Source organism: Georgenia sp. SUBG003 (assembly GCF_000715355.2).
Classification (GTDB): Bacteria; Actinomycetota; Actinomycetes; order Actinomycetales; family Actinomycetaceae; genus Georgenia.
Window position 1 is genome coordinate 2,874,624 of record NZ_CP180204.1, and the last position, 16,685, is coordinate 2,891,308.

The 16,685-nt window shown below is 72.9% G+C and carries 15 protein-coding genes and 4 pseudogenes; 16 read left to right on the forward strand and 3 right to left on the reverse strand.

Going from position 1 to position 16,685, the window contains the following annotated elements; all coding sequences use genetic code 11:
- The first annotated feature begins 221 nt into the window (after window positions 1–221).
- The 10 genes and pseudogenes from DA06_RS14675 to DA06_RS14720 all read left to right on the forward strand — a co-directional run bounded on the left by DA06_RS14675 (window position 222) and on the right by DA06_RS14720 (window position 8,375).
- Window positions 222–506, forward strand: coding sequence for an HGxxPAAW family protein (locus tag DA06_RS14675; RefSeq protein WP_052436781.1), 285 nt, complete (start codon window positions 222–224; stop codon window positions 504–506).
- 83 nt (window positions 507–589) lie between these two features.
- A complete protein-coding gene (locus DA06_RS14680; RefSeq protein ID WP_052436782.1) occupies window positions 590–1,126 on the forward strand; it encodes a hypothetical protein in 537 nt (178 codons plus the stop codon).
- 157 nt (window positions 1,127–1,283) lie between these two features.
- Entirely contained in the window at window positions 1,284–2,099 is an 816-nt protein-coding gene (gene trpC / locus DA06_RS14685; RefSeq protein ID WP_043501372.1) for an indole-3-glycerol phosphate synthase TrpC, read from the forward strand.
- Window positions 2,096–3,436, forward strand: coding sequence for a tryptophan synthase subunit beta (gene trpB, locus DA06_RS14690; protein WP_418605348.1), 1,341 nt, complete (start codon window positions 2,096–2,098; stop codon window positions 3,434–3,436). Before trpC ends, trpB begins: the two co-directional genes overlap by 4 nt.
- Complete coding sequence (gene trpA / locus DA06_RS14695; protein ID WP_043501374.1) at window positions 3,433–4,263, forward strand: tryptophan synthase subunit alpha; 831 nt, start codon at window positions 3,433–3,435, stop codon at window positions 4,261–4,263. Before trpB ends, trpA begins: the two co-directional genes overlap by 4 nt.
- Before the next feature lie 125 nt (window positions 4,264–4,388).
- A pseudogene (gene lgt / locus DA06_RS14700) lies at window positions 4,389–5,135 on the forward strand (prolipoprotein diacylglyceryl transferase); the annotation flags it as partial.
- Between the two features lie 343 nt (window positions 5,136–5,478).
- Complete coding sequence (locus DA06_RS14705; protein ID WP_418608030.1) at window positions 5,479–5,796, forward strand: MarR family winged helix-turn-helix transcriptional regulator; 318 nt, start codon at window positions 5,479–5,481, stop codon at window positions 5,794–5,796.
- Window positions 5,797–5,805: 9 nt separating this feature from the next.
- On the forward strand, window positions 5,806–6,474 hold the full coding sequence (lipB, locus tag DA06_RS14710; RefSeq protein ID WP_043501388.1) for a lipoyl(octanoyl) transferase LipB: 669 nt from the start codon (window positions 5,806–5,808) through the stop codon (window positions 6,472–6,474).
- Between the two features lie 134 nt (window positions 6,475–6,608).
- A complete protein-coding gene (gene lipA, locus DA06_RS14715) occupies window positions 6,609–7,607 on the forward strand; it encodes a lipoyl synthase (protein ID WP_043501390.1) in 999 nt (332 codons plus the stop codon).
- A 45-nt stretch (window positions 7,608–7,652) separates the two neighbouring features.
- Complete coding sequence (locus DA06_RS14720; protein ID WP_043501393.1) at window positions 7,653–8,375, forward strand: DUF4191 domain-containing protein; 723 nt, start codon at window positions 7,653–7,655, stop codon at window positions 8,373–8,375.
- Window positions 8,376–8,444: 69 nt separating this feature from the next.
- On the opposite strand, the gene DA06_RS14725 is transcribed toward DA06_RS14720, so the two are convergent.
- Window positions 8,445–8,801, reverse strand: coding sequence for an RDD family protein (locus tag DA06_RS14725; RefSeq protein WP_052436783.1), 357 nt, complete (start codon window positions 8,799–8,801; stop codon window positions 8,445–8,447).
- 295 nt (window positions 8,802–9,096) lie between these two features.
- Here DA06_RS14725 and glnA point away from each other — a divergent pair.
- The 5 genes and pseudogenes from glnA (at window position 9,097) to DA06_RS14750 (ending at window position 13,528) form a co-directional block, all read left to right on the forward strand.
- A pseudogene (gene glnA / locus DA06_RS14730) lies at window positions 9,097–10,522 on the forward strand (type I glutamate--ammonia ligase).
- 369 nt (window positions 10,523–10,891) lie between these two features.
- Window positions 10,892–11,221, forward strand: a pseudogene (locus tag DA06_RS14735) (transporter substrate-binding domain-containing protein); the annotation flags it as partial.
- Window positions 11,222–11,495: 274 nt separating this feature from the next.
- Window positions 11,496–11,639 carry a hypothetical protein gene (locus tag DA06_RS14740; RefSeq protein ID WP_418605351.1) on the forward strand — a complete coding sequence of 48 codons (144 nt, stop codon included), beginning with the start codon at window positions 11,496–11,498 and terminating at the stop codon, window positions 11,637–11,639.
- Window positions 11,640–12,662, forward strand: coding sequence for an amino acid ABC transporter permease (locus DA06_RS14745; protein ID WP_418605352.1), 1,023 nt, complete (start codon window positions 11,640–11,642; stop codon window positions 12,660–12,662).
- 101 nt (window positions 12,663–12,763) lie between these two features.
- Window positions 12,764–13,528, forward strand: coding sequence for an amino acid ABC transporter ATP-binding protein (locus DA06_RS14750; protein WP_043501401.1), 765 nt, complete (start codon window positions 12,764–12,766; stop codon window positions 13,526–13,528).
- 110 nt (window positions 13,529–13,638) lie between these two features.
- On the opposite strand, the gene DA06_RS14755 is transcribed toward DA06_RS14750, so the two are convergent.
- Window positions 13,639–15,390: a bifunctional [glutamine synthetase] adenylyltransferase/[glutamine synthetase]-adenylyl-L-tyrosine phosphorylase gene (locus DA06_RS14755; RefSeq protein ID WP_052436784.1), complete on the reverse strand. Its 1,752-nt coding sequence runs from the start codon at window positions 15,388–15,390 to the stop codon at window positions 13,639–13,641.
- A pseudogene (locus tag DA06_RS14760) lies at window positions 15,326–16,099 on the reverse strand (bifunctional glutamine-synthetase adenylyltransferase/deadenyltransferase); the annotation flags it as partial. The gene DA06_RS14755 and the pseudogene DA06_RS14760, both read right to left, overlap by 65 nt.
- Here DA06_RS14760 and folE point away from each other — a divergent pair.
- Window positions 16,064–16,675, forward strand: coding sequence for a GTP cyclohydrolase I FolE (folE, locus tag DA06_RS14765; protein WP_052436786.1), 612 nt, complete (start codon window positions 16,064–16,066; stop codon window positions 16,673–16,675). The pseudogene DA06_RS14760 and the gene folE sit on opposite strands and share 36 nt — an antisense overlap.
- The last annotated feature ends 10 nt before the right edge of the window (window positions 16,676–16,685 follow it).

Sequence of the window (16,685 nt, forward strand, 5' to 3'; positions counted from 1 at the left end):
CCGCCGCCAGCGCGGCGACGGACGAACGCGACCGGGCGATGGACGACTGGGACGCCCTCGGCCGAGGCGAGGATCCGAGCGCGGGCACCGGCGAGGAGGACGGCAGGCGCGGCCCCGGCGAACCCGCAGGTCCCGCCGGTCCCGCGCCGCGAGCCTGACGCGCTGGTTCTGGCCGGTTGCCGATAAGGTGGCGGCGACCGTTTCAACCGAGGAGCACAACCATGGTCCAGACCCCCGAGCCGCACACCTACGAGCTTCCGGCCGCCGCACCGTTCTCGAACCACGGCCGGACCAAGGCGGCGTGGGTGCTCATGTGGGGTGTCTGCCTCGGATTCCTCGCCGCCGGGGTGGGACTGATCGTCGGCAGCAACATCGTCGTGATCGCCGGAGCCGCCGTCGTCGTCGTCGCGATCGTCCTGTCCGTGGTCATGCGCGGCATGGGGCTCGGGCAGCCCGCCGCGCGGGGGCCCGAGGAGACCGCTGACCGGGACTGGTACAGCGCCTGAGGCGGGGCACGCACCGGCCGCCTGCACGACCACAACTTCACGACAGACCGGGGGCTGCCCAGGTGTGCCCCGATGGAGGACGCATGAGCGCGAACGACCCGCAGCCCCGATACGGCGAGAACCCCCCGTCCTACGGGGACCAGGGAGGGCAGCCGTACGGCCAGGAGGTGCCCGCTCCACAGTACGGGCAGCAGGCCCCGCAGTACGGCCAGCAGGCCCCGCAGTACGGCCAGCAGGCCCCGCAGTACGGGCAGCAGGCCCCGAAGTACGGGCAGCCGCCGGCCGCCCCGCAGTACGGCCAGGGCTACGGGGACCAGTACGGCTACGGCCAGACCGCGTTCGGAACGCCCACCTCCGAGAAGAACAGCGTCGGGACGACGGCGCTCGTCCTCGGCATCGTCGGCATCGTCGTCGGTCTGCTCCTGGCGGTCCTCGGCATCGCTCTCGGCATCGCGGCGATCATGACCGGCCGCAAGGCGAAGGGGTTCGTCGCCCAGGGGCTCGCCACCAACGGCGGCGCGGCGAAAGCGGGTGTCGTCTGCGGGATCGTGGCGGTCGTCGTCGGAGTGCTGAGCTGGATCACCAACATCCTCTTCCTCGCCGGCTCGCTCGGCGTGTAGCCCGCGGCTCTCACCACCGTCGGCGGGCGGCCGCCGCGCGGCGGCCGCGGTCCTCACGAACCCCCGTGCCCGGTGCGCCAGTCCTCGGACGGCGCACCGGGCACGTCTGTGCCTCGGCCTACGATGGGGGCACGTCCGACCTGGAGGGAAGTGCGCCGTGACCGTGCTCGAAGACATCGTCGCCGGGGTCCGCGAGGACCTCGCCGAGCGGGAGGCGCAGCGACCGCTGGACGTCCTCAAGGAGCTGGCGCAGCGCCGGCCCGGCGCCAAGGACGCCGTCGCCGCGTTGCGCGGCGGGGACGGTGCGGTCACGGTCATCGCCGAGGTGAAGCGCTCCAGCCCGTCCAAGGGCGCGCTGGCGACCATCGCCGACCCGGCGGGTCTGGCCGCCGAGTACGAGGCCGGCGGTGCCGCCGTCGTCTCCGTCCTGACCGAGCGGCGGCGCTTCGGCGGTTCCCTGCAGGACCTCGAGGCGGTGCGGGCCGCGGTCGACGTCCCGGTCCTGCGCAAGGACTTCGTCGTCACGCCGTACCAGGTGTGGGAGGCGCGCGCGTACGGCGCCGACCTCGTCCTGCTCATCGTCGCGGCGCTCGAGCAGAACGTGCTGACCTCGCTCGTCGAGCGGGTCCACTCGCTCGGCATGACCGCGCTCGTCGAGGCCCACGACCGCGAGGAGGTCGCACGGGCGGTCGACGCCGGCGCGCGCGTGGTCGGCATCAACACCCGCAACCTCCACGACCTGCAGGTCGACCGGTCCGTGTTCGCGAAGGTCGTCGACGCCGTCCCCGACTCGCTCGTGCGTGTGGCCGAGTCAGGCGTGCGCGGCCCGCACGACGTGCTCGACTACGCCCGCTCCGGCGCCGACGCGGTGCTCGTGGGCGAGGCGCTGGTGACCGGCGGCAACCCGCGGGCCGCCGTCGCGGACATGGTGGCCGCGGGCTCGCACCCGTCCCTGCGGGCGGTGCGCCGGTGACCGCCACCCCTAGCCAGGAGCGACCGGCGCACCTCGCCGACGCCGCCGGCCCGTACTTCGGCGAGTTCGGCGGGCGGTTCGTGGCCGAGGCGCTCGTCGCGGCGCTCGACGACCTCACGGCCGCGTGGGAGGAGCTCAAGGTCGACCCGGGCTTCCTCGCCGAGATGGACCACCTCAACCGCACCTACACCGGGCGGCCCAGCATCGTCACGGAGGTGCCGCGCTTCGCCGAGCACGCCGGCGGCGCGCGCGTGATCCTCAAGCGCGAGGACCTCAACCACACCGGCTCGCACAAGATCAACAACGTGCTCGGCCAGGCGCTGCTGACCCGCAAGGTCGGCAAGAAGCGCGTCATCGCCGAGACCGGCGCCGGCCAGCACGGCGTGGCCACCGCCACCGCGGCCGCGCTGCTCGGGCTCGAGTGCACGGTGTACATGGGCGAGGAGGACGTGCGCCGTCAGGCGCTCAACGTCGCCCGGATGCGGCTGCTGGGCACCGAGGTCGTCCCGGTCACCGCCGGCTCGCGCACCCTCAAGGACGCCATCAACGAGGCGTTCCGCGACTGGGTCACGAACGTCGAGACCACCAACTACATCTTCGGCACGGCGGCGGGGCCGCACCCGTTCCCGGCCATGGTCCGCGACCTGCAGAAGGTGATCGGCGAGGAGGCCCGCCAGCAGGTCCTCGACCTCACCGGCGCACTGCCCGACGTCGTCTGCGCCTGCGTCGGCGGCGGCTCGAACGCCATCGGCATCTTCAACGCCTTCCTCGACGACGAGAGCGTGCGCCTCGTCGGTCTCGAGGCGGCCGGCGACGGCATCGAGACCGGGCGGCACGCCTCCTCGATCACCGGCGGCGAGCCAGGCGTGCTGCACGGCGCCCGCACCTTCATCCTCCAGGACGAGGACGGCCAGACCGTGGAGTCCCACTCCATCTCCGCCGGCCTGGACTACCCGGGCGTCGGGCCCGAGCACTCCTGGCTCGCCAGCATCCACCGCGCCGAGTACCGGCCGGTCACCGACGCGGAAGCCATGGACGCCTTCCGGCTCCTGTGCCGCACCGAGGGCATCATCCCCGCCATCGAGAGCGCCCACGCCCTCGCGGGGGCCATCCGGATCGGCCGGGAGGCCGCGGCGGCCGGGGAGTCGGCCCCGACCATCCTGGTGAACCTCTCCGGGCGCGGGGACAAGGACGTGGAGACGGCGGCCGCCTGGTTCCACCTCCTCGACGAGGACCAGCACGACGACGTCCCGGAGGCCGCCGGCCCCGACGACGCCGCCAAGACGGGGGCCGTGGACGACGCCCCCTACACCGCGACCGGGAGCGTCGAGAAGTGACCGAGACGACCGCCAGCCCCACGACCGTCTCGAAGACCGCGGCCGCCATCGACGCCGCGAAGGCCCGCGGGGGAGCGGCGCTCGTCGGCTACCTGCCGGTCGGGTTCCCCGACGTCGAGGTGTCCGTGCGCGCGGCGAGGACGCTCGTGTCCGCGGGCGCCGAGGTCATCGAGCTGGGCTTCCCCTACTCCGACCCGGGCATGGACGGGGAGGTCATCCAGCGCGCCACCCAGACCGCCCTCGACCGCGGCACGCGGACCGCGGACGTGCTGCGCGCCGTCGAGCAGGTCGCCGGCACCGGCGCGGCCGTGCTCGTGATGACCTACTGGAACCCCGTCTTCCGCTACGGCGTCGACCGCTTCGCGCGTGACCTCGCCGCAGCCGGCGGCGCCGGCCTGATCACGCCCGACCTCATCCCCGACGAGGCCGCGGAGTGGATCGCCGCCTCGGACGCGCACGGCCTCGACCGGGTGTTCCTCGTGGCGCCGAGCTCGACCGACGCCCGGCTGCGCATGACCTCCGAGGCCTGCCGCGGTTTCGTGTACGCCGCGTCCACCATGGGGGTCACCGGTGCGCGGGCGAGCGTCGACTCGCACGCCCGCGGTCTCGTCGAGCGCACCCGCGCCGCCGGCGCCGAGCGCGTGTGCGTGGGCCTCGGCGTCTCCACGGGCGCCCAGGCGGCCGAGATCGCCGAGTACGCCGACGGCGTCATCGTCGGCTCCGCGTTCGTGCGCACCCTGGCCCGTGAGGACGGAGACGTGGAGGCCGGGCTCCGCGACCTCGGCTCGCTCGGCGAGCAGCTGGCCGCCGGGGCGCACCGCGTCTGACGCGACGGCCGGGCGGCGTGGGGAGCACGCCTCGGCCGAGCGCCGACCGGGGTCAGGCGAAGCGGCTGACGCCAGCGCCTGGCACGGCGGCTCTGGCGCCCGGCCCGGTCCCGTAGGCTGACGCTGTGCCCGCCAGCGTCCTCGCGTCCCTGACCGTCCTGCCGACGAGCATCCCGAGCCCGCCGCAGGGCGAGTGGCACCTCGGTCCGTTCCCGGTCCGCGCCTACGCGCTGGCCATCCTCCTGGGCATCGTCGCCGCCTGGTGGATCCTCGACCGCCGGTACACCGCCAGGGGCGGACCCAGGGACACCGCCCTCGACGTCGCGTTCTGGATGGTGCCCTTCGGCATCGTCGGGGCCAGGATCTACCACGTCCTCTCCTCGCCCGACGCCTACTTCGGGCCCGACGGCGACCCCGTCCGCGCCCTGTACATCTGGCAGGGCGGGCTCGGCATCTGGGGCGCGGTGGCGCTCGGCGCGCTGGGCGCCTGGCTCGCGCTTCGCCGCAAGGGCCTGCGCATGGCGCCGTTCGCAGACGCCCTCGCCCCCGGGCTGCTCGTCGCCCAGGCCATCGGCCGGCTCGGCAACTACTTCAACCAGGAGCTCTACGGCGCGCCCACCACGCTGCCCTGGGGCCTGCAGATCGACGACGCGCACCTGGTGCCCGGGCACGCGCCGGGCACCCTGTTCCACCCGACGTTCCTGTACGAGATGGTCTGGAACCTCGGCGCGGCCGCCGTGCTGGTGTGGGCGGAGCGCCGGTTCAGGCTGCGCCACGGGCGGGTCTTCTGGCTCTACGTCATGCTCTACACCGCCGGGCGCGTGTGGATCGAGTACCTCCGCATCGACGACGCGGAGACCGTGCTGGGCCTGCGCCTGAACGTGTGGACGTCCGTCCTCGTCTTCCTCGTGGCCCTCGTGGTGTTCGTGGTCGTCGGTCGCCGCACCCGGGGCGTCCCGGAGAGCATCTGGCTGCCCGGGCGCGAGCCGGCGGCCACGGAGGTCGAGGGCGCGGGCAGCCGTGCGGACGCCCGTCACCGGTGCAGCCACTCGAGGGCCGGGCGCTCCCGGCGCACCGGCCGGTTCGGGGCCGGGCGTGGCGGTCACTCCCGACCAGTGGCCCACCGGGCGCCTCCTGTCGGCGGCCGCCCGCAGGGTCGAACGCGCGTGGGACGAGTACCTGGACCAGTGGTCCCTCACGCACGCGTCCCTGCCGGTGCTCGCGGTCCTCGCCGGCGGCCCACGCTCCCAGCGCGAGATCGCCGACTTCCTCGGGGTCACGGAGCAGACCACCAGCAGGATGCTCACGGGTCTCGAGCGGTCGGGGTTCGTCGCCCGCCGCCGGCACGAGGTCGACCGCCGCCGCCAGGTCGTCGCGGTCACCCCGTCCGGCATGTCGGCGCTCGCCGCGCTGGACGACCCGGACACCGTCGAGAGGCTGCTCGGCGACGCGCTCTCCCCCGCCCAGCTCGCCACGCTGCGCGACCTCCTCGTGCTTCTCGTCGAGCACGGCCGTTCCGCAGACGCGGACTAGGATCGCGGCGTGGAGCTCGAACGCGTGGAACTCGGCACCGGCCTGGTCGACTACCGGTGGGCCTGGGAGCTGCAGCGTCGCGTTCACGCCGAGGTGGCGGCCGGCGAGCGTCCGGACACCGTCCTGCTCCTGGAGCACGCGGACGTCTACACGGCCGGCAGGCGCACAGCCCGCCGTGAACGGCCCGACGACGGCACCGAGGTCGTCGACGTGGACCGCGGTGGCCGTATCACCTGGCACGGACCCGGGCAGCTCGTCGCCTACCCCGTCGTGCGGCTGCGCGAGCCCGTGGACGTGGTCGCCTACGTCCGGGCGCTCGAGCAGGCCGTCATCGACGTCGCGGCGCACCACGGCGTACCGACGGCACGGGTCCCGGGCCGCTCCGGCGTGTGGGTGCTCGCCGACGGGCGAGGCCGCGACCGCAAGCTCTGCGCCGTCGGGGTGCGGGTCGCGCGCGGCGTGACGATGCACGGCATCGCGCTCAACGCGTGCCCGGACCTGCACGCCTTCGACCGGATCGTCCCGTGCGGGATCGAGGACGCCGACGTGACGTCCCTCACCGCGGAGACCGGACGGCTGGTCACGCCGCTCGACGTGGTCGACGACCTGGGTGAGGAGCTCGTGCGGGCGCTTGCGCCGATCACCGTGAACGGGCCGTTTGCCCGCGTCGCTTCCTGACCCCGTCGGCTCGCGCCGGACGAGCCGACCTGGCGAGCGCCGGGCCGGGCCCGCCCGCCGGCCGGATCCGCCCCACGCCCGCCGGGCACGTACGATCGACGAACACACCGACTGCGAGATGACGGGAACCCACCGTGACGATCGCCCCCGAAGGCCGCCGCATGCTGCGCATCGAGGCCCGTAACGCCGAGACGCCCATCGAGCGCAAGCCCGAGTGGATCAGGACGAAGGCTGTGATGGGCCCCGAGTACCGCGAGCTCAAGCAGCTGGTGCACGGCGGCGGGCTGCACACGGTCTGCGAGGAGGCCGGCTGCCCCAACATCTTCGAGTGCTGGGAGGACCGTGAGGCGACGTTCCTCATCGGTGGGTCCCAGTGCACCCGTCGCTGCGACTTCTGCCAGATCGACACCGGCAAGCCGTCGGCGTTCGACCGTCTGGAACCGCTCAAGGTGGCCAGGTCCGTGCAGCAGATGGGCCTGAAGTACTCGACCGTCACGGGCGTCGCTCGCGACGACCTTGCCGACGGCGGCGCCTGGCTCTACGCCGAGACGGTGCGCCAGATCCACGCGCTCAACCCGGGCACCGGGGTCGAGCTGCTCATCCCGGACTTCGACGCCAAGCCCGACCAGCTCGCCGAGGTGTTCTCGTCGCGGCCCGAGGTGCTCGCGCACAACCTGGAGACCGTGCCGAGCATCTTCCGGCGCATCCGCCCCGGCTTCCGCTACGAGAGGTCGCTGAGCGTCATCACCGCGGCGTCGCAGGACGGTCTCGTCACGAAGTCCAACCTCATGCTCGGCATGGGCGAGACCTTCGAGGAGGTCGTCGACGCCATGCAGCTCCTGCGTGACGCGGGCACCGACCTGCTGACGGTCAACCAGTACCTGCGCCCCTCCGTGCGTCACCACCCCGTGGAGCGGTGGGTCAGGCCCGAGGAGTTCGTCGAGCTCTCCGAGATCGCCGAGGAGATCGGCTTCCTGGGCGTCATGGCGGGCCCCATGGTGAGGTCCAGCTACCGCGCCGGGCGGCTCTGGGGCCGGGCCATGGTGAAGAAGGGGCTCGAGGTCCCGCCGGCCCTCGCGCACCTCACCGAGCCGACGACGTCGCGCCAGGAGGCCGCCGCCCTCGTGCGGTGACCCGCCGGTCCGGACGCGCGCGCCGGGCCGGTATCGTTGGGCGTCATGGCCCGCAAGAAGAACGACGGCGAGAACGTCTCCGCCGCCCCCACGGAGAAGAAGCAGCGCTGGTACCACAACATCCGTGACGCCTACCGCCTCACGCGGCAGGTCAACCCGTCCATCACGTGGGTGCTCGTCGGCGTCTTCGTCCTGGTGATGGGCGTCGCGCTCGGCATCGGTTTCGCATGGGGCCACCCCGTCTACATGTCCTTCTTCGGCCTCCTGCTGGCGCTCATGGCGATGATGATCCTGCTGGCCACGCAGACCCGGAAGGCCAGCTACTCCCAGATCGACGGGCGTCCCGGCGCAGCCGGCGCGGTGCTCGGGCAGATCCGGCGCGGGTGGAACATCGAGGAGCAGCCCGTCGCGGTCAACCCGCGCCACCAGGACCTGGTCTACCGGATGGTGGGCCGCCCGGGAATCGTGCTGGTCTCCGAGGGGCCGTCGCACCGGGTGACCCGCATGCTCGACGACGAGCGGAAGAAGGTCGCCCGCGTGGCCCCGAACGTCCCCGTGCACCTGGTGCAGTACGGCAACGAGCAGGGCCAGGTGCCCATCGGCAAGCTCACCAGGACCGTGCAGGGCCTGAAGAAGACGCTGACGACGGCGGAGGTCGGCCAGGTGGCCAAGCGGCTCCAGGCGCTGGGCAGCGCCAGGACGCCCGTCCCGAAGGGCATCGACCCCATGAAGGCGCGCCCGGACCGCAAGGGCATGCGGGGCCGCTGAGCCCCGACTCCCGCGGAGGTCATGACGGCACCGACCTCGCCGGCACCCGTGCCGGCCGGGCCGGTGCCGTCACCGTATGCGGGTGACGACCGTGCCGGCGGCCATGTCGTGCAGTCCGCGGCCGTCGCTGCCCCACACGACCGCCGGGACCACGAGGCACAGCAGGAGCGTGCGCACCAGCGCGCGCACGGGGCCGGCGGGACCGCGCCCCGGCGTGCGCACCGCCAGTCCGGCCACCACGTGCCCGACGGTGGCGCTGAGGGTGGCGACCATCAGCCAGGTCATGAGGGCGAAGATCCCCAGCGTGGCCAGGGCGTCGAAACCGAAGAATCCCGCGCTGACCGCGGACGCGAGGGCCCAGTCGACGGCGAGGGCGAGGACGCGTCGCCCGAGGCCGGCGACAGGCGGGAACACGGGGTCGGGCACCGCACGAGCCTACCGGGGAGGAAGCAAGGCCCCCGGCACGCGGCACGGGTACGCGCAAGGCCCCCGGCACGCGGCACGGGTACGCGCACAGACACGGACGCGTCCGTTCGCGCCGACCTCCCCCTGTGACGAGGGTCATCCCCTCCGCCGTCGCGCGTAACACGCCGGACACATTCGGGTGACACACGGGAAACTGCCGCGGGCTACCTTCGACTCGCCCGCCAGGCCGGAGCCGTTCCGCCCGAACGCGTCGCCGCCCACGGACCCACCAGCCCTACCCTCAAGGAGCCAACGGATGTTCTCAAACGCCGAGGAGGCAATCGCCTTCACGAAGGAGCAGGACGTCAAGTTCGTCGACGTCCGCTTCTGCGACCTGCCGGGCGTCATGCAGCACTTCAACATCCCCGTCGAGGCGTTCAACGAGGACGCGTTCACCGACGGCCTGATGTTCGACGGGTCCTCCATCCGCGGCTTCCAGGCGATCCACGAGTCGGACATGAAGCTCGTGCCGGACGTGACCTCGGCGTTCGTCGACCCCTACCGCAAGCAGAAGACGCTCGTGGTCAACTTCTCGATCGTCGACCCGTTCACCGACGAGGCCTACTCGCGCGACCCGCGCAACATCGCCGCCAAGGCCGAGGCGTACCTGAAGAGCACCGGCATCGCCGACACCGTCTACTTCGGCGCCGAGGCGGAGTTCTACATCTTCGACGACGTGCGGTTCCAGACGACCCAGCACTCGAGCTTCTACTACCTCGACTCGGCCGAGGCGGCCTGGAACACGGGGGCGGGACGAGGACGGCGCCAACCTCGGTTACAAGACGCGCTACAAGGGCGGCTACTTCCCCGTCTCCCCCAACGACCAGATGGCGGACCTGCGCGACGAGATGGTCCGCGCCCTCCAGCAGGTGGGCCTGGACGTCGAGCGCGCCCACCACGAGGTCGGCACGGCCGGCCAGCAGGAGATCAACTACCGCTTCGGCACGCTGCGCGCCGCAGCGGACGACGTGATGAAGTTCAAGTACATCATCAAGAACACCGCCTGGCAGGCCGGCAAGTCGGCCACCTTCATGCCGAAGCCGCTGTTCGGCGACAACGGCTCGGGCATGCACTCGCACCAGTCGCTGTGGAAGGACGGCAAGCCGCTGTTCTTCGACGAGCGCGGCTACGGCGGCCTGTCCGACCTCGCCCGCTGGTACATCGGAGGGCTGCTGCGTCACGCTCCCTCGCTGCTGGCGTTCACCAACCCGACGGTGAACTCCTACCACCGCCTCGTGCCTGGTTTCGAGGCCCCGGTCAACCTCGTCTACTCGGCGCGCAACCGCTCCGCGTGCATCCGCATCCCGGTCACCGGCTCCTCGCCGAAGGCGAAGCGCATCGAGTTCCGCGTGCCGGACCCCTCGTCGAACCCCTACCTCGCGTTCTCCGCGATGCTCATGGCCGGCCTGGACGGCATCCGGAACCGGATCGAGCCGCCGGAGCCGATCGACAAGGACCTCTACGAGCTGCCGCCGGAGGAGCACGCGCAGATCGAGCAGGTGCCCGACTCCCTGCCCAAGGTGCTCGACGCCCTCGAGGCCGACCACGACTACCTCACCGAGGGAGACGTGTTCACCAAGGACCTCATCGAGACCTGGATCGACTACAAGCGCACCAACGAGATCGACCCGCTGCGCCTGCGTCCGCACCCGCACGAGTTCGAGCTGTACTACGACCTGTGAGTTTCCGGTAGCACCACGACGGGAGGCCGGCGCGCGCCGGCCTCCCGTCGCCGTTTCCCGCGCCCGTCCCGTCGGTAACCCCAGGCCGTCCGGGAGAACGCGCGGACGGTGGTGTGCGCGAGCACACACCGCCACCTGCATAGTCATGCATGGTGATGGATATACGGTGGAAGGGTCTTGTCGTCCCTCACCGGAGCTCATCATGCGTCGCCTCCCCCTCCTCGTCCTCGCCGCCACGGCCGGGGCGCTCGTCCTCAGCTCGTGCACCAACGCCTCCGAGGCGTCCGCCCCTTCCACGGGGGATCCGACGGCCGCGGCGGAGCGACCTACGACGTGGAGAGCCTCGAGAAGGTCGACGAGATCGCGGAGATGCTGCCCGCGGACTTCGACGGCACCCTCACGGTCGGCTCGAACCTCCAGTACGCACCCGCGGAGTTCCTCGGCGGCCCCGACGGGCAGACCCCGACCGGCTACGACGTCGATCTCGCGATGGCCCTCGGCCGGGTGCTCGGCGCGGAGGTGGACGTCCGGCACGCCGAGTTCGCGTCGATCATCCCCGCGATCGGCACCCAGTACGACGCCGGGATCGCCTCCTTCTCGGTCAACCCCGACCGCGTCGCGCAGGTCGACATGATCGCCTACATCTCCGCCGGCTCGACCTTCTCCGTGCAGCAGGGCAACCCGAAGGGCCTCGACGCCCAGGACCTGTGCGGGACCACGATGGGCGTGCAGACCGGCACCATCCAGGACGAGGACGTCGACGCAATCTCCACCGCGTGCACCGACGCCGGTGACGAGCCGATCGAGGTGCTGCGCTACACCTCCCAGGCCGACGTCACCACCAACCTCGTCGGCGGCAAGATCGACATCATGTACGCCGACTCCCAGGTCGGCCAGTACGCCGCACTGCAGACGGACGACCAGGTCGAGCAGCTCGGCGACGTCACCGACGCCGCCCCCCCAGGGCATCTCCGTGTCCAAGGACGACCCGGAGCTGACCGCCGCCCTGCAGGCCGCGATGCAGCACCTCATGGACGAGGGCGTCTGGGAGGACATCCTCGGCGCCTGGGGCGTAACGGGCGCACTGGCCACCGCCGAGCTGAACCCGGCCGTCTGAGTGGCCGCCGCACCGCACGCGGCGCAGGGCACCCGCCCGGGCGCGCACGCCGGCCCGGGCGGGCCCGTCGCTCCTCCTCAGCTGATCCGTGCCCGCCCGGTTCGCCGACCGGGACGCGCCGTCTCGGCGGTGGTCGTCGCCGTCCTGGCCGCGATGGTGGCCAACACCCTCGTCACCAACCCCAACTTCCGCTGGGACGTGGTCTGGCTTTACCTCCGCGACGTCAACGTCGTCAAGGGCGTCGGGTGGACGTTGCTCCTCACCGCCGGCTCGATGCTCGTCGCCGTCGTCCTCGCCATGACGCTGGCCGTCGCGCGCCGCTCGGACAACCCGGTCATGCGCTGGGTGGCGTGGGTCTACATCTGGTTCTTCCGGGGCACGCCCGTCTACACCCAGCTGGTGTTCTGGGGTCTGCTCGGCGTCCTGTACCCGCGGCTGAGCCTGGGTGTCCCCTTCGGACCCGAGTTCGTCGTCGTCGACACCAACGACGTCTTCAACGCGGCCTGGGCGGCGCTGATCGGGCTCGCGCTCAACGAGGCGGCGTACCTGTCGGAGATCTTCCGCTCAGGCCTGGCCGGCGTCGATCCCGGCCAGGCCGAGGCGGCCCGCGCGCTGGGCATGAAGGAGTCGAAGATCCTGCGCCGCGTGGTCCTTCCCCAGGCGATGCGCGTCATCGTGCCGCCGACCGGCAACGAGACGATCTCGATGCTCAAGACCACCTCCCTCGTGCTCGCGGTGCCGTTCACCCTCGACCTGACTTTCGCGACGAACGCGATCGGCAACCGGCTCTTCCTGCCCATCCCGCTGCTCATGGTCGCCGCCATCTGGTACCTCGCCGTCACCTCGGTGCTGATGGTCGGCCAGCACTACCTCGAGCGCTACTACGGTCGCGGGTTCGACGGCGCGCGCAGCGCGGGCGTCGGCGGGTCCAGGCGCACGCGCAAGGCACTGGGCCGCCGGCAGCAGGCCATCCTCGCGGCCGGCACCACCAAGGACGACCCCTTCCTGGAGTACACGCCATGACCACGCAGGAGACGACGACGACCCCGACCTCGCCCGCGGTCCCCGGAACCGCCGGCGAGACCGCCGTCGGCGAGAGCGCGGGCGGGACGGCCGGCACGCCCATGGTCCGGATCGCCGGCGTGCACAAGCTCTTCGGCGACCTCCACGTCCTGCGCGGCGTGGACCTGACCGTCCCGCGCGGCTCCGTGTGCGTCGTCGTCGGCCCGTCAGGCTCGGGCAAGTCGACGCTGCTGCGCTGCGTGAACGAGCTGGAGCAGATCGACGCCGGCCGCATCGAGGTCGACGGCGAGCTCATGGGCTACCGGGAGCAGGTACGCCGGGGGCGCCCGGAACTCTTCCGGCTCCACCCGCGCGACATCGCCCGGCAACGCTCGCGCATCGGGATGGTGTTCCAGCGCTTCAACCTCTTCCCGCACATGACCGCGCTGCAGAACGTCATGGAGGCACCGGTCCAGGTCCTCGGCACCGGGCGGGCCCGGGCCCGCGAGCGCGCGCTGGAGCTGCTGGCCCGGGTCGGACTGTCCGACCGGGTCGACCACTACCCTGCCCAGCTCTCGGGCGGCCAGCAGCAGCGGGTGGCGATCGCCCGGGCACTGGCCATGGACCCGGAGCTCATGCTGTTCGACGAGCCGACGTCGGCCCTGGACCCCGAGCTGGTCGGCGAGGTGCTCGGCGTGATGAAGGACCTGGCCACGGAGGGCATGACCATGATCGTCGTGACCCACGAGATCGGCTTCGCGCGCGAGGTCGGGGACCACCTCGTCCTCATGGACGGCGGCGTCGTCGTCGAGCAGGGCGACCCGCGTGCCGTCCTCGACCGTCCCCGGCACCATCGCACCCGGGAGTTCCTCTCCAGCGTGCTCTGAGCACCGGTCCCCCGCTCCCGTTGTCCCCCGGGCTGCCGGACTGGTCGTCCGCAGCGACCGGACCGGCGGTCCGGCGGCGCGGCAGGAGCCGCAGCGCCAGCCGGCGCCCGTCAGTCGTAGAAGAGCTCCTCCGCCACCGTCCGTGCACGCCTGGAGGTGCGTAGCCAGTGCTCCTCGAGGTCCAGCCGTCGTCCGGGCCGGAGCCCCAGCAGGCGCGCGACCACCTCCAGATCGGCCGGCTCGTGCGGCAGGACGTCCGCGCGGTCGGCCGTGGCCCGCCCGGTGCCGAGCACGATCGCGTCGCGGATCCGCGAGGCCAGCAGCCAGGCCTCCGCGAGACGCTCCGCCTCCTCCACCGGCACGATCCCCGCCTCGTGGAGCGCGTGGAGCGCGTCCAGGGTGCCGGTGGTGCGCAGGCCCGCGACCTCCCCGGCGTGCTGGAGCTGGAGCAGCTGCACGGTCCACTCGACGTCGCTGAGCCCGCCCCGGCCGAGCTTGAGGTGCCGGGTGGGGGGCACGCCGCGGGGCAGCCGCTCGCTCTCCACCCGGGCCTTGATGCGGCGCAGCTCGCGCACCTCGCCGTCTGCGAGGCCTCCGGCGGGATAGCGAAGCGGGTTCACGAGAGCCTCGAACCGCCGCCCGAGCTCGGGGTCGCCCGCGACGGGACGGGCCCTCAGCAGCGCCTGCCGCTCCCACGGTTCGACCCACCGGTCGTAGTACTCCGCGTAGGAGGCGAGCGTGCGGGTCAGCGGACCGTTGCGGCCCTCCGGGCGCAGGGCCGCGTCGACGGGCAGGGCCGGCTCGGGTCCGGTCCGTCCGAGCAGCTGTCGCACCGCCGTGGCGACGGCGAGGGCGGTCCGGGTGGCCGTCTCCGGGTCGGCGCCCGGCAGCGGTTCGTGGACGAACAGCACGTCGGCGTCGGAGGCGTAGCCCATCTCCCTCCCGCCGAGCCGGCCCATCGCGACCACGAGGTACCGCGACGGCGGTCCGTCCGCGCCGGTCTCGGCCACGGCGTGGTCGACGGCGACCCGCAGCGCCCCCTGCAGGGCGATCTCGGCGGCGCCGCTGACCATCGCGGCGGAGCGGGCGTGGTCGCCGAGGTCGAGGACGTCGCCGATGGCGGCGCGCAGCAGCTCGCGCCGGCGCAGGTACCGGGCCGCCATCGCCCGTTCGACCGCATCGGCGCGCCGCGCCTGCAGTGCGCCGAGCTCGGCGGCGAGCGCCTCGGTCGTGCGCGGCGCGAGCTCCTCGTCGTCGTCGAGCCAGGCGACCGCCTCGGGCAGCCTGCCGAGCGCGTCGGCCGCGTAGCGGCTGGTGGAGAGCAGCCGCGCCAGCCGCTCGGCCGCACCGGCAGAGTCACGCAGGAGCTTGAGGTACCAGTGGGTGGTGCCCATGGTCTCGGAGAGCTTGCGGAAGGCGAGGAGCCCCGAGTCGGGGCCCGGGCCCTGCGCGAACCACCCCAGCATGACGGGCAGGAGGTGACGCTGGATGGCGGCCGCCCGGGAGATGCCCTCCGTCAGCGCCGCGATGTGCCGGATGGCACCGTCGGGGTCGTGGTATCCGATCGCGGCCAGCCGCGCCCGCGCCGCCTCCGGGGCGAGGGAGACGTCGTCGGCGCTCAGGCGGGCGGTCGCCGGGAGCAGGGGGCGGTAGAAGATCTCCTCGTGCAGGTCGCGGACCTCGCGGCGGACCTGGCGCAGCCGCTTCTCCAGCGCCCCCCGCGCCGTCGACGCCGTCCAGCCGCATCGCGCGGCCGAGCCTGCGCAGGCTCTCCTCGTCGGTGGGCACCAGCTGGGTGCGCCGCAGCCGGTGCAGCTGCAGCCGGTGCTCCAGGAGGCGCAGGAACCGGTAGTGCTGGTCAAGCGCAGCCGCGGCCTCGCGGGCCACGTACCCGCCCGCGGCCAGCTGCGCGAGGGCCTCGAGGGTCGTGCGGGAGTGGATCGAGTCGTCGGTCCGTCCGTGGACGAGCTGGAGGAGCTGGACGGTGAACTCGACGTCGCGCAGGCCGCCGCGGCCGAGCTTGAGCTGGCGGTCCGCCTCCGCGACCGGGACGTTCTCCTCGACCCGGCGCCGCATCGCCTGGGAGTCCTCGACGAAGTTCTCGCGCTCGACGGCGGTCCACACCATGTGCGAGAGCGCGTCGCAGTAGGCCTGCCCGAGGGCGAGGTCGCCCGCGACGGGCCGGGCCTTGAGCAGGGCCTGGAACTCCCAGGTCTTCGCCCACCGCTCGTAGTAGGCGACGTGCGAGGCGAGGGTCCGCACGAGCGGGCCGTCCTTGCCCTCCGGGCGCAGGTTCGCGTCGAGCGGCCACAGGGCCGGCTCGGGCCCGACGGCGGAGACGGCCCGGGCGAGCGCCGTCGCCAGCTTCGTGCCGGCCCGCACCGCCTCGGCCTCGGTCACGCCCTCGGCCGCTCGACGCGAGACGACGTCGCGTCGGAGATGTAGTTGAGCTCGCGGCCCCGGGCGCGCCCGGCCGGACCCGGCCCCGCGACGTGGGAGAGCGGGATCGCCGGCTCGCCCCCGGAGACCGACGGGATGGCCAGCGACTCCTCCCCGCTGCGCTACGAGCACACGCCCCGGCCCTACGACGCCGACGGGGTGCGCCGCGCGGTCCGTGACCTCCTCCTCGCGGTCGGCGAGGACCCGGACCGGGAGGGCCTGGCCGGCACCCCCGACCGGCTCGCGCGCTCGTTCGCCGAGATCTTCGCCGGCCTCGCCGAGGACCCCGCCGACCACCTCGACGCGGTCTTCGACATCGGGCACGAAGAGATGGTCCTCGTGCGCGACATCCCGCTGTACTCGATGTGCGAGCACCACCTGCTGCCCTTCCACGGCGTCGCCCACGTCGGCTACATCCCCGCCGAGAACGGGCGCGTGACCGGCCTGAGCAAGCTCGCCCGTCTCGTCGAGGGCTACGCCCGGCGCCCGCAGGTGCAGGAGCGGCTGACCTCCCAGGTCGCCGACGCGCTCGTGGACCGGCTGTCGCCCCGGGGCGTGATCGTCGTCGTCGAGGCCGAGCACCTGTGCATGTCCATGCGCGGCGTGCGCAAGCCCGGCTCGCGCACCATCACCTCCGCCGTCCGCGGCCAGATGCGCCGTGCCGCCACCCGGGCCGAGGCGATGAGCCTCCTCGTCGGCAGGTCCTGACGGCGCCGAC

What these genes read in the sequence shown, in the direction of transcription:
- DA06_RS14675 (WP_052436781.1), top strand. Translation starts at nt 222, where the DNA reads ATGGTCCAGACCCCCGAGCCGCACACCTACGAGCTTCCGGCCGCCGCA.
- DA06_RS14680 (WP_052436782.1), top strand. Translation starts at nt 590, where the DNA reads ATGAGCGCGAACGACCCGCAGCCCCGATACGGCGAGAACCCCCCGTCC.
- DA06_RS14720 (WP_043501393.1), top strand. Translation starts at nt 7,653, where the DNA reads ATGGCCCGCAAGAAGAACGACGGCGAGAACGTCTCCGCCGCCCCCACG.
- DA06_RS14750 (WP_043501401.1), top strand. Translation starts at nt 12,764, where the DNA reads ATGGTCCGGATCGCCGGCGTGCACAAGCTCTTCGGCGACCTCCACGTC.
- folE (WP_052436786.1), top strand. Translation starts at nt 16,064, where the DNA reads ATGGCCAGCGACTCCTCCCCGCTGCGCTACGAGCACACGCCCCGGCCC.